Origin of the sequence: Phenylobacterium sp., assembly GCF_031181185.1 — a bacterium.
Classification (GTDB): domain Bacteria; phylum Pseudomonadota; class Alphaproteobacteria; order Caulobacterales; family Caulobacteraceae; genus Phenylobacterium.
Genome location: NZ_JAPSKZ010000128.1, coordinates 1 through 10,646, shown reverse-complemented (window position 1 = coordinate 10,646; position 10,646 = coordinate 1). Strand labels below are relative to the sequence as shown.

Here is a 10,646-nt window from a genome sequence, read left to right as displayed (position 1 = left end):
GGTCTGCTACGAGCTGTCGGTCGAGAAGATCGCCGTCGCCACCGCCGCCCACATCCACAAGGGCGGCCCCGAGGAAGCCGGCCCGCCGGTCGTGCCGCTCAAGACCCCCGACGCCAGCGGCAAGGCGTCCGGCTGCGCCACCGTCGACAAGGCCGTCATCCAGGACATCCAGCAGAACCCCGCCGGCTACTACGTCAACGTCCACAACGCCGAGTTCCCGCCGGGCGCGGTCCGCGGCCAGTTGTCGAAGTAGCCCGGGCGCCGACGCACGGCTCGGCAGTTTTCGAGGTTTGAACGTCCTTTCGGCCACGCGCGGCCGGCGGTATGCCTGCCGGCCGATGCGGAGGGCGATCGATGCTGGAATTGAGACCGAACTGCGAGCTGTGCGACCGCGACCTGCCGCCGGCGGCGCAGGACGCCCGGATCTGCACCTACGAATGCACCTACTGCGCCCCCTGCGCCGACACCGTCCTGAAGAACGTCTGCCCGACCTGCGGCGGGGGCCTGCAGCCGCGGCCGATCCGGCCGGCCAACGCCTGGCGGCCTGAGCTGAAGCTGGGCCTCGCCAACCACCCCGCCAGCGATCGCCGCCGCCACACCCCTTGGTCGGCCGACCAGATAGACTGGATCGTCGAACGGCTGAGCAGCGTCCCGCCGCACGAGCGCTGAGCCGCTTCCGCCTAGGGCAGCTCCCGGGTCATCTCGATCATCGTGCGCCGGAACCCGGCCCGGGCGAACAGGCGCTGGGCCGCCTCGTTCCGCTCGGCGGTCGACAGCACGACCCGCGGCGCGCCCTTGGCCTCCAGCGCCGCAATGCTGGCGTCCAGCAGCATCCGGCCGACGCCGCGGCGGCGCTGGCCCGGATCCACGACGACGTCGTACAGCACGCCCGCGGGCCCGCGCAGGGCCATGTAGTCGGTCCCTTCCACCGCCCCGTAGCTGTAGCCCACCACCCGGCCCTCTTCCTCCGCCACTAGGACGACCACGTCCGGCCGCCCCAGCTGGCTCACGAGGAAGCCGCCATAGCCGCGCGCGGTGTCCGGCCCCGGCTCCAGGAACCGCTGGGCGTCGAAGCCGTGGTGCACGGCCACCAGCAGGGCCCCCAGCCGCCCAAGCGCCGCCCGGTCGCTGGCCTGCGCCGGCCGCACGCGAACCGACGTCCGGCCCTCATTGCTGCCCGTGGTCATGCTTCGTCCTCCGCAGCGCCCGAGATCGGGACGCCCACCGTTGAGCCATGGTGCGGCCAGTCAGGAAACGTCCCGCGCCCTGCTCCGCCGATGACCGGCAGGTGAACGGGCCTGAAGCCACCCCGGTCATATCGGTGGGCGTAAAAAGCTCTCACAAGGAGACAGTCCATGAAGAGCTTCCTGATTTCCGCCCTGGCCGCGACCACCGCCCTCAGCGGCGTCGCCGTGGCCGGACCGGCCGCCGCCCAGGCCGGCTACTACGCCCAGGAGCGGTATCGCGACAGCGACCGCGATGGACGCCCCGACCGCCGCGAATGGAACCGCGACCGCGACCGTGACGGCCGGCCCGATCAGTACGACCGCCGCGACCGTCGCCGCGACAGCCCCTACGCCCAGGAGCGCCGCTACCGCTATTACGGCAACCAGTACGGCTACAACGGCTACCAGGGCCGTTGGCGGGAAGGCGGCCGCTACAGCTACTATCGCGACAGCCGCTACTACCTGAACGACTACCACGCTTACGGCCTGCCCGCCCCGCGCCCGGGCTATCGCTACTACCGTGACAACAACGGCGACGTGGTCATGGCCGCCATCGCCAGCGGCGTGATCGGCCTCATCATCGGCGGCGCGCTCAGCGACAACGACGACCACCGCGGCTACCGCTACGACGGATACCGTTACCGCTAGGACGACCGACGCGGGGCGCCGCCACAGGCGCCCCGCGCATTTCCGCGCAGGCTCTCGGGGCCGTCCTTGCGGCGGCCCTGCCGCCGAACGGGCGGTTGAAGCGTGACTGCGCTGCGGTTCAGGTGCGGCCATGACCATCGTCCCGCGCCTGTCCCGCCGGCGAGCCGTCGCCGGCTTGGTTGCGGCGGGCGCCTGTTCCGGGTTTGCCGCACCGATGACCGCCACCGCCATTCACCCCACCGGACTGAGCTACGCCCAGGCCAGCCTCGTGCAGGCGCCGCAGAAATGGCTCTTCATCAGCGGCCAGGTTCCGACCGACGAGGCGGGCGCCACCCCTTCAGGATTCGAAGCCCAGTGCCGCCTGGTCTGGCGCAACGTGGAGCGCCAGCTCGCCGCCGCCGGCATGGGTCTCGCCGACCTCGTCAAGGTGACCATCTTCCTGGCCGACCGCCGGGACCGGGCGGCCAACACCGCCATCCGCCGCGAAGTGCTTGGCGGCGTCTCGCCCGCGCTGACCGTCATCATCACCGGGATCTTCGACGAGGCCTGGCTCCTGGAGATCGAGGCCGTCGCCGCGGCCTGATCGCCGCCGCTACTCGTCCTTGTCGCGGTTCAGGCGCCGGCACATGGTGGTGGTCGCCGATCGCACCGGCCGCTCCCACCTGTACCGCTACCGCCTCGAAGGGAACCGATGGATCGCCGTCGGCCAGGTCCCCGCTTTCGAGGACCAGTTCCAGGTCGGACCGCTGCTCTCGCCGAAGGCCGACCGGCTGCTGTTCGCCCAGCGCGACGGCGCCCGCTCAGGCGAGATCTTCCTGGTCGATCTCAGCGCCACGCCCGATCGGGCGTGGCCGCCCGCCTGCGGCTAGAGCCCCAGCACCATCTTGGCCATGATGTTGTGCTGGATCTCGTTCGAGCCCGCGTAGATCGAGGTCTTGCGGTAGTTGAAGTACTGCGGCGCCACGGTGGCGGCGTAGTCCGGTCCGGCGCGGAAGACGTTCGTGTCGCCCTTCAGGTGGGCCCAGGTGTCCTGCACGAACGGCTGGGCGTAGATCCCGGCCGCTTCCAGCGCCAGCTCGGTGATCGCCTGCTGCATCTGGCTGCCTTCCAGCTTCAGCATGGACGAGACCGCCCCCATCGCCTCGCCGTTCGCACGGCCGGCGAAGATCCGGAGCTCGGTGGCGTTCAGGGCCTCGACCTTGATCTCGACCTCGGCCAGCTTCTTGCGGAACTCCGGGTCGCTCATCATCGAGCCGCCGCGGTCCGACCGTTCCAGGGATGCGATCTTGCGCACCTTGCGCAGCTGGTTCTGCAGGCCCGGCGCATAGGCGTTCCCGCGCTCGAACTGCAGCAGGTACTTGGCGTAGGTCCAGCCCTCGCCTTCCTTGCCGATGCGGTTCGAAACCGGCACGCGCACGTTGTCGAAGAAGGTCTCGTTGACCTCCTGTTCGCCTTCGGGCGGTCCGTCCAGCGTCACGATCGGACGGATCGAGATGCCCGGCGTCTTCATGTCGATCAGCAGGAACGAGATGCCCTTCTGGCGGATGTCCTCGTTCGAGGTCCGCACCAGGCAGAACATCCAGTCGGCCCACTGCGCCAGCGTCGTCCAGGTCTTCGACCCGTTCAGGACGTAGTGGTCGCCGTCCCGCTCCGCCTTTAGCGCCAGCGACGCCAGGTCCGAGCCCGAGCCCGGCTCGGAATAGCCCTGGCACCACCACACGTCGGTCGACAGGATCTTCGGCAGGTGCTGGGCCTTCTGCTCCTCGGTCCCGAAGGCCATCACCACCGGGGCGCACATCTTCAGGCCCATGTTCGAGGTGGAGGGCGCGCCGGCCAGCGCCATCTCCATGTCGAAGACGTACTTCTTGCCCAGGCTCCAGCCCGTGCCGCCGTACTCCACCGGCCAGTCGGGCGCGATCCAGCCCTTCTCGTGCAGCCGTTTCAGCCAGCGGACCTGGCTCTCCTTGTCGAGGTAGCCGTTCTTCGACTGGGCCATCCGGGCCCGCATGTCGTCATCGTAGGCTTCGGCGATGAAAGCGCGGACCTCGTCGCGGAAGGCCAGGTCCTCAGGGGAGAAATCCAGGTCCATGGCCGATCACCCCACGCCGTCCAGGTATTCGATCTCGGGCCGCCCGGCGAGGACCGCGGCGAACTTCGGGCCCGCGGCCTTGAAGTAGTCGGTGCCGCCGTGATGCGTCAGCGCATCCTGATCCTTGTAGAGCTCCAGCACCTTGTAGACGTTGGGTTCGGTCCGGCTCTTGGTGAGCTGGTAGGCGATGTTGCCGGGCTCGTTGGCGCGGACCTGCTGGGCGAGCTCGTTGAAGAACGCCTCGAACTCCGCGGTCTTGCCTTCCTGGATCGGCAGCTTCGCGATCACGCCGATGGTCATGCAGTCCTCCCAACGCTTGTTTGAAAAAGGACGGTAGAGCCGCGGCCGCGGGCCCGCAAGCGTTCAGTCCAGGAGCCGCGCGAAGGCCGGCGAGATCTGCTCCTCGAAACCCTCGTCCGTCCGGCGCACCAGCAGGGCGGCGACGCCCCGCTCTTCGGCGAACGCCGCCGCCTCAGGTCCCAGCACCATCAGCGCCGTCGCCAGGGCGTCGGCCTGCATGCAAACGCGGTGCAGCACGCTCACGGCCGCCAGCCCGCCCGCCACCGGCGTTCGGGCCACGGGGTTCAGGGTGTGGCTGTAGCGCCGCCCATCCGCCGTGAACGCGCGCCGCCAGTCGCCCGAGGTGGCGATCGACAGGCCATGCAGCGCCACCAGCACGGGCGGCTCCGGCAGCTCCGCGCCCGGCGGCCGCTCGATCTCCACCCACCAGGGCTCGCCGTCGCCCTTGACGCCGGACCCGCGCAGCTCGCCGCCGATCTCGATCAGGAAGTCGCGCACGCCCAGCGCCTGCACCGCCTGGGCGGCCAAATCCACGCCATAGCCCTTGGCGATCCCGGAGAGGTCCAGCCGCACCCCGCCCGGCTGCAGCAGCCGACCGCGGGCGTCCATCTGCAGGCTGCGCCAGCCGGCCCGGGCGGCCGCCAGCGCCTCAGCCTGCGGCGGCCGGTCGACCGCCCCCGCCGCCCCGAAGCCCCAGAGGTCGACCAGCGCGCCCAGAGTCGGGTCGAACGCCCCGCCGGTAGCCTCGGCGAGTTCCAGCCCCGCCCGCACGACTGTCGCCATCTCGGGCGGGAGCGCGATCCAGCTTCCGGCCGGCGCGCTGTTGAAGAGGCTGAGGTCGCTGCCCGGCTCCCAGCTGCTCATCTGGGCCACGACCAGGTTGCAGGCCGCCTGCACGGCGTCGGCCAGGGCGGCCTCGCTCACCGCGGCCGGCGCGTGGGCGTTCAGCGTCCAGCTTACGCCCATGGTCGGCCCCGACAACCGCACCGTCCGCCCCTCGCGCGGGCGCGCGGAGGCCGGCGTCAGGCCCAGGGGGACGGCGACCCGGCGCACGGCCGGCTCAGTCGGGCATCACCTCGAGGGTGGCCACATAGCCCGCGCTGCGGCGCTGGCCGCCCTCGCCCTGGCCCTGCACCGTGGCTTCCAGCCAGTAGAGGCCGGGCTCGGGCCAGGCGATCTCGAACGTCCCATCCGCCGCCGTCGTGACCTTCAGCTCGACGCCCTTCTCGCGGTAGCGGGTGGCGCCCAGCACCACCTCCACCTCGACGCCGGCCGCCGGCTTGCCGTCGTTCAGCAGCCGGAACCGGCCCTTCTCGCTCGCCACCAGGTCGTTCGGATGGGTGATCGGCTCCAGTTCCAGGCCGCGGCCCGTGGGCTTCAGCGCGTCGGTCGTCGGCGCGCCCGAGGTGACGAAGGTCTCCACCCGGCGGCTGTTGTGCGTCACCTGAACCTCCGTCGCCTCCTTCGGGATGGCGGCCGCCGCCTCGGCGACCGGTCCGCGCCAGCGCTTCGTCTCGCCGCCCAGCTTGTAGGAGGCGATCGCGCCTTCGGTGACGTTGGCGATCTTGTAGGTGCCGGGCTTGGCCAGTTGCACGTCGAAGGTCGCGCGGTACTTGCCGACCGACCCGTTCTTGATCTCCACCGGCGCGCCGTCAGGCCCGATCGCCTTCAGGCCTTCCAGCCGCATCGGCACGTGGTCGGCGTAGAACAGCGTGTTCGACACCGCCGCGTCGACGGTCACCCAGGGATCGCTCCCCGAGAGCACCGTAGCCGAGGGGGCGAGCCACATCCGGTGGGCCTGGGCCGCCGGCGCGGCGGCCAGGGTCAGGAGGGTCGCGACGGCAAGCGTACGGAAGGCCTTGGACATCGGGAGCTCCGGATCAGGGTTTGACGGCGACGCTGACCGCGCCGAGTTCGGAAGAGCCTTTGGCGGACGCGCTCGCCGCGCCCTTCGGCGGCCAGGCGAACGGCACGCGCACCACCTCGCGGCCGCCGACCTCCCGGGCCGCCTCCACCGCCAGGGTGTACTGGCCGGGCGCCACGCCCCGCATCTGGGCTGCGCCGAACACCACCTGGTGGCGGCCCGGCGCCTTGGTGGGCCCGCTGACGCCGTCGGCCGGCAGGGCGAGGCTCCGGCCGGCCTTGCGCCACCACTGGCGCATGTCCTTCAGCCAGGTCTTGCCCTCTTCGTTCTTCAGCTTGACGTCGTACCAGACGCCCAGCGTCTTCACGGCCGCCTGGTCCGGGCCCTCGATCCACAGCGCCACATACGGCCGGTGGTATTCGGCCACGTTCAGGCGGGGGATCTCTAGGCTGACCGACAGCTGCGCGGCGTCCGCCGCCGCGGGCGCGGCGGCCAGGCCGGCGGCGGCCAGCAGGGTCGACGAAGGCTTCACGCGCATACGCTTCATCCTCTGTGGATCAGGAACAGGGCGAGCAGGAGCGGGATCAGCAGGCCCAGCCCCACCAGCGGCCAGGTCGACTTGCGCGCATGGGCGTGCAGCTGCAGCAGCAAGAGGCCCGTCACGCAGAAGACGATGCAGCCCACCGAGAAGATGTCGATGAACCAGCTCCAGGCCGGCCCGGTGTTGCGGCCCTTGTGCAGGTCGTTGAGGTAGGCGATCCAGCCGCGGTCGGTCCGCTCGTAGGCCACCGCCCCGGTCTCGGTGTTCAGCGTCACCCAGCCGTCCGAGCCCGGGCCGGTCAGCGCCACATAGGCTTCGCCGGGCGACCACTCCACCGGCCCCGCCGGCGCCTTCACGTCCATCTCCTTGGCCAACCAGGTGCGGGCGCTCTCCGGCAGTTCGCCCTGCCCCGCCTCGGCGGCCTTCAGGGCCGGCAGCAGCGCCGGGGGCAGCTCGCCGTCGCGGGTGATGGTCTTGGGCTCGGCCTTGATGTCTCCGGCGTGGTTCAGGGTGATGCCCGTGACGGCGAACAGCAGCATGCCAATCAGGCAGATCGCGGCGCTGATCCAGTGCCAGCGGACCACCTCGCGCAGGAACTTCGCCCGCGCCTGAGCCCGCGTCTTGGCGCGCGCACGGGCCAGGGCAGCGTCGGCGGCCACGGCGTCGGAGGGCGAAGATGCGTCCAAGGCGGCTCCAGGCCCGGCCGGGCCCTGCTAATTAAGAACGCCTCGCATTATCACGACGGCCGCACATGGCAAGCGCCGAAGCTTTGCCGCCTTGAAATATCAGGACGTCTGCGCGCCGGGGCGCGGCGGCTAGCTGCGCTCGTTCCAGCCGTATGCCACCCAGTGGTGGCCGCCCAGGTGCCGGGCCTCGATCACGCCGTCGTTGGCGGCGCGGCGGGCGCGGACCTTGCGGGCGCGGAGCGCGAGCCCGGCGAAGGCCAGCAGGGCCGAGGTCATCACAGCGATCACCGCCACGGTCGCCGCGGCGAACACGGCCAGGATCGCGCCGACCACCACCGCCGCGGCGGTCGCGAGCGTCGCGCCCACGGCGGCGAGGCTGCCCAGGGCCGAGCGGTGGGCGGATCCGTTGCGGGCGGCGAATTGGTTCACCATCGACCTTCTCTCTAGGCCCTCTGAAGGCCGATAACTCAATATCTCTGCCCTGAGGTTCCCATCGTCAACCTCAACACGTGCTGAACGGGCGATTGTGACGCTTATGCCGCCCCTTCGAACCGGATCGCCTTCCGTTCGCGCACGATCTCGCCATAGGCCGCGTTGATGGCGGCGGCCTTGGCCTCGGCCACCTCGATGAACTCGGTGGGCAGGCCGCGGGCGCGGGCCCGGTCGGGGTGGGCTTCCGAGAGCTGCGCCTTCCACGCCGCCCGGATCTCCTCGTCCGAGGCGTCGGGCGCCACGCCCAGGATCACGTAGGGGTCGTCGTTGGCCGCCCCCAGGTGCGTCGCCTTCAGCCGGCGGAACGTCAGCGGCGACAGGCCGAACAGCTCCGACACCCGCTCCAGGTACGCCAGCTCGTCGGCGCTCACCGCCCCGTCGGAGGCGGCGATGTGGAACAGGCCGTCCAGCACGTCCTCCAGGAGCTGCGGACAGCCGCCGTAGCGCTTCTTCAGCCGCCGGGCATAGCTCTCGAAGCCGCGGGTCGTCTGGCGCGCCAGCTGATAGAGCCGCCGCACATTGCCCTCGCTGCCGGGCTCGGCCTGGAACACCGTGGAGAAGATGTCGTACTCGCCGGCCTGGGCCTCGCCGTCGGCCTTGGCGAGCTTCGCCCCAAGCGCGGTCACCGCCGTGGAGAACGCCGGGTCCTCCCCGGGCAACCCGGGCGGGCATTGATCGCATTCCGCTTCATCGATCTTGCGGACCGCGAGTCCAGCTATCTTGCGCCAGAAGCTCATGTGACTAAGCGGAAGCCTTAAGACTATGGCCGCGCCGTGACAATCAGCGCCCGGGGTTAAGTTTTGGACATGCGTTTCAGTTTCTGGATCGACCGCGGCGGGACTTTCACCGACGTCATCGGGCGTGCGGAAGACGGATCCGAGACCTCGCTGAAGCTGCTCTCGTCCTCCCCGGCCTATCCGGATGCGGCGGTCGAGGCCATGCGGCGCATCCTCGGCGTGAGCGCCGGCCAACCCTTCCCGGCCGACCGCGTCGTCGCCATCAAGATGGGCACCACCGTCGCCACCAACGCCCTGCTGGAGCGCCGCGGCGCCAAGACCCTGCTGGTCACGACCGAGGGCTTCGCCGACGCGCTCGCCATCGGCGACCAGGCCCGCCCCGACCTCTTCGCCCTGGTCGTCCGCAAATCCGAGCCCCTCTACGCCGCCGTGGTGGAAGCGAAGGAGCGGCTCGCCGCCGACGGCGCGGTCGTCCAGCCCCTCGACGCCGAGGCCCTGCGGGGCGCGCTGGAGTCGGCCCGCGCCGACGGCTTCACCTCGGTGGCCATCGCCTTCCTGCATTCCGACCTCAACCCGGCCCACGAACAGGCCGCCGGCGAGGTCGCCCGAGCCGCCGGCTTCGAGTTCGTGGCGCTGAGCCACGAGGTCTCGCCCCTCCCGCGCTTCATCGCCCGCGCCGAGACCGCCGTCGCCGACGCCTACCTGACGCCGGTGCTGCAGGCCTACGTCCGCCGGGTGGCCGAAGCGGTGGCCGGCGCGCCGCTCTACTTCATGACCTCCGCCGGGGGCCTGGTGCGCGCCGAGGCGTTCCGGGGCCGGGACGCCGTGGTCTCCGGCCCGGCCGGCGGAGTCGTCGGCGTGGCGCGCACCGCCGATGCGGCCGGCGCAGACGCCGTCCTCGGCTTCGACATGGGCGGCACCTCCACGGACGTCTGCCGCTTCGCGGGGACCCTGGAACGGCGGGACACCGCCAAGGTGGCCGGCGCAAGGCTGCGCGCCCCCATGCTGGATGTGGAGACCGTGGCCGCGGGCGGCGGCTCGGTGCTCACGTTCGATGGCATGCGCGCCCGCGCCGGTCCCGCCAGCGCCGGCGCCGATCCCGGCCCCGCCTGCTACGGCCGCGGCGGCCCCGCCGCCGTCACGGACGCGAACCTGGTGCTGGGCCGCATCGACCCGCGGGCCTTTCCCCACGTGTTCGGCCCCAACGGCGACGGTCCGCTGGATCCCGCCGCCGCCTACGCCCGTCTGGCCGAGCTCGCCCAGGCCATGGGCGCCGAAAGCGTCGAGGCCGCCGCCGAGGGCTTCGTCGCGGTCGCGGTCGAGCAGATGGCGCAGGCGGTGCGCCGGATCTCCACCGAGCGTGGGTTCGATCCGCGCCAGCACGCGCTGGTGGCCTTCGGCGGGGCGGCGGGCCAGGTCGCCTGCCAGACGGCCGAGGCCCTGGGCGTCTCCGAGGTGCTGTGCCCGAAGTACGGCAGCGTTCTTTCCGCCTGGGGCATCGGCCAGGCCCAGGTCACGGCGCTGCGCCAGGCCGGCCTGGAAGCGCCGCTCGGACCCGACGGCCTCAGGCGCGCCGAGGCCCTGCTGGCCGAGGTGGAAGCCGCGGCCCGGACAGACCTCGCCGGCCAGGGCGCCCAGGCCGGGGAGGTCCGCCGGACGCTCCGCCTCCGCTACGACGGCGCCGACGCCGAACTGCCTGTGTCCCTCGCCGACCCGAAGGCCGAGTTCGAAGCCGCCCACCAGCGGCTGTTCGGCTTCGTCGAGTCCGACCGCACCGTCCTCATCGCCGCCGTGGAGGCGGAGGCTGTCAGCTCTCCTTCTCCCCTTGCGGGGGAAGGTGGCCCGCGCAGCGGGCCGGATGAGGGGTCACCCTCCCCGCGCCGAGAAACCCCTCATCCGGCCGCCCCCGGCGGCCACCTTCTCCCACAAGGGGAGAAGGTCCGATTGTTCGCCCACGGCCAATGGCACGACGCCCCCGTCGTCGACGCCGACAGTCTCACCACCGTTTCCGGCCCCGCCCTCGTGGTCCGCGCCGACACCCAGATCGCCGTGCTCCCCGGCTG

General features: G+C 71.5%; 15 protein-coding genes. 6 read left to right on the top strand and 9 right to left on the bottom strand.

Annotation, left to right across the window (positions count from 1 at the left end; translation table 11 throughout):
• A partial coding sequence (locus tag RIF93_RS14770) for a CHRD domain-containing protein (protein ID WP_309092213.1) occupies positions 1-253 on the top strand: 253 nt, incomplete at its 5' end.
• A 101-nt stretch (positions 254-354) separates the two neighbouring features.
• Positions 355-669, top strand: coding sequence for a DUF1272 domain-containing protein (locus RIF93_RS14765; RefSeq protein ID WP_309092212.1), 315 nt, complete (start codon positions 355-357; stop codon positions 667-669).
• An 11-nt stretch (positions 670-680) separates the two neighbouring features.
• On the opposite strand, the gene RIF93_RS14760 is transcribed toward RIF93_RS14765, so the two are convergent.
• Positions 681-1,187: a GNAT family N-acetyltransferase gene (locus RIF93_RS14760; protein WP_309092211.1), complete on the bottom strand. Its 507-nt coding sequence runs from the start codon at positions 1,185-1,187 to the stop codon at positions 681-683.
• 168 nt (positions 1,188-1,355) lie between these two features.
• On the opposite strand from RIF93_RS14760, the gene RIF93_RS14755 reads away from it, so the two are divergent.
• The 3 genes from RIF93_RS14755 (at position 1,356) to RIF93_RS14745 (ending at position 2,743) form a co-directional block, all read left to right on the top strand.
• Positions 1,356-1,874, top strand: a complete 519-nt coding sequence (locus RIF93_RS14755; RefSeq protein ID WP_309092210.1) for an RcnB family protein — start codon at positions 1,356-1,358, stop codon at positions 1,872-1,874.
• A 214-nt stretch (positions 1,875-2,088) separates the two neighbouring features.
• On the top strand, positions 2,089-2,457 hold the full coding sequence (locus RIF93_RS14750) for a RidA family protein (RefSeq protein ID WP_309092209.1): 369 nt from the start codon (positions 2,089-2,091) through the stop codon (positions 2,455-2,457).
• A 43-nt stretch (positions 2,458-2,500) separates the two neighbouring features.
• On the top strand, positions 2,501-2,743 hold the full coding sequence (locus tag RIF93_RS14745; RefSeq protein WP_309092208.1) for a hypothetical protein: 243 nt from the start codon (positions 2,501-2,503) through the stop codon (positions 2,741-2,743).
• Here RIF93_RS14745 and RIF93_RS14740 read toward each other — a convergent pair.
• From RIF93_RS14740 to RIF93_RS14705, 8 genes are all read right to left on the bottom strand, one after another.
• Positions 2,740-3,963: an acyl-CoA dehydrogenase family protein gene (locus RIF93_RS14740; RefSeq protein ID WP_309092207.1), complete on the bottom strand. Its 1,224-nt coding sequence runs from the start codon at positions 3,961-3,963 to the stop codon at positions 2,740-2,742. The genes RIF93_RS14745 and RIF93_RS14740 overlap by 4 nt on opposite strands.
• Before the next feature lie 6 nt (positions 3,964-3,969).
• Positions 3,970-4,263 (bottom strand): putative quinol monooxygenase, encoded by a 294-nt coding sequence (locus RIF93_RS14735; protein WP_309092206.1) that lies wholly within the window; start codon positions 4,261-4,263, stop codon positions 3,970-3,972.
• A gap of 63 nt (positions 4,264-4,326) precedes the next feature.
• A complete protein-coding gene (locus RIF93_RS14730; protein WP_309092205.1) occupies positions 4,327-5,316 on the bottom strand; it encodes an FAD:protein FMN transferase in 990 nt (329 codons plus the stop codon).
• Between the two features lie 7 nt (positions 5,317-5,323).
• Positions 5,324-6,130: a DUF4198 domain-containing protein gene (locus RIF93_RS14725; protein WP_309092204.1), complete on the bottom strand. Its 807-nt coding sequence runs from the start codon at positions 6,128-6,130 to the stop codon at positions 5,324-5,326.
• Between the two features lie 13 nt (positions 6,131-6,143).
• Positions 6,144-6,665, bottom strand: a complete 522-nt coding sequence (locus tag RIF93_RS14720) for a DUF2271 domain-containing protein (protein ID WP_309092203.1) — start codon at positions 6,663-6,665, stop codon at positions 6,144-6,146.
• A gap of 5 nt (positions 6,666-6,670) precedes the next feature.
• Positions 6,671-7,354 (bottom strand): PepSY-associated TM helix domain-containing protein, encoded by a 684-nt coding sequence (locus RIF93_RS14715; protein WP_309092202.1) that lies wholly within the window; start codon positions 7,352-7,354, stop codon positions 6,671-6,673.
• A 129-nt stretch (positions 7,355-7,483) separates the two neighbouring features.
• Positions 7,484-7,786 carry a hypothetical protein gene (locus tag RIF93_RS14710; protein WP_309092201.1) on the bottom strand — a complete coding sequence of 101 codons (303 nt, stop codon included), beginning with the start codon at positions 7,784-7,786 and terminating at the stop codon, positions 7,484-7,486.
• Positions 7,787-7,887: 101 nt separating this feature from the next.
• Complete coding sequence (locus RIF93_RS14705) at positions 7,888-8,583, bottom strand: DnaJ family molecular chaperone (RefSeq protein ID WP_309092200.1); 696 nt, start codon at positions 8,581-8,583, stop codon at positions 7,888-7,890.
• A gap of 69 nt (positions 8,584-8,652) precedes the next feature.
• Between RIF93_RS14705 and RIF93_RS14700 the strand changes: the two genes are divergently transcribed.
• Positions 8,653-10,646, top strand: a 1,994-nt coding sequence (locus RIF93_RS14700) for a hydantoinase/oxoprolinase family protein (RefSeq protein ID WP_309092199.1), incomplete at its 3' end; no start/stop codon positions are given.

What these genes read in the sequence shown, in the direction of transcription:
- RIF93_RS14765 (WP_309092212.1), top strand. Translation starts at nt 355, where the DNA reads ATGCTGGAATTGAGACCGAACTGCGAGCTGTGCGACCGCGACCTGCCG.
- RIF93_RS14760 (WP_309092211.1), bottom strand. Translation starts at nt 1,187, where the DNA reads ATGACCACGGGCAGCAATGAGGGCCGGACGTCGGTTCGCGTGCGGCCG.
- RIF93_RS14755 (WP_309092210.1), top strand. Translation starts at nt 1,356, where the DNA reads ATGAAGAGCTTCCTGATTTCCGCCCTGGCCGCGACCACCGCCCTCAGC.
- RIF93_RS14750 (WP_309092209.1), top strand. Translation starts at nt 2,089, where the DNA reads ATGACCGCCACCGCCATTCACCCCACCGGACTGAGCTACGCCCAGGCC.
- RIF93_RS14745 (WP_309092208.1), top strand. Translation starts at nt 2,501, where the DNA reads ATGGTGGTGGTCGCCGATCGCACCGGCCGCTCCCACCTGTACCGCTAC.
- RIF93_RS14740 (WP_309092207.1), bottom strand. Translation starts at nt 3,963, where the DNA reads ATGGACCTGGATTTCTCCCCTGAGGACCTGGCCTTCCGCGACGAGGTC.
- RIF93_RS14735 (WP_309092206.1), bottom strand. Translation starts at nt 4,263, where the DNA reads ATGACCATCGGCGTGATCGCGAAGCTGCCGATCCAGGAAGGCAAGACC.
- RIF93_RS14725 (WP_309092204.1), bottom strand. Translation starts at nt 6,130, where the DNA reads ATGTCCAAGGCCTTCCGTACGCTTGCCGTCGCGACCCTCCTGACCCTG.
- RIF93_RS14720 (WP_309092203.1), bottom strand. Translation starts at nt 6,665, where the DNA reads ATGCGCGTGAAGCCTTCGTCGACCCTGCTGGCCGCCGCCGGCCTGGCC.
- RIF93_RS14710 (WP_309092201.1), bottom strand. Translation starts at nt 7,786, where the DNA reads ATGGTGAACCAATTCGCCGCCCGCAACGGATCCGCCCACCGCTCGGCC.
- RIF93_RS14705 (WP_309092200.1), bottom strand. Translation starts at nt 8,583, where the DNA reads ATGAGCTTCTGGCGCAAGATAGCTGGACTCGCGGTCCGCAAGATCGAT.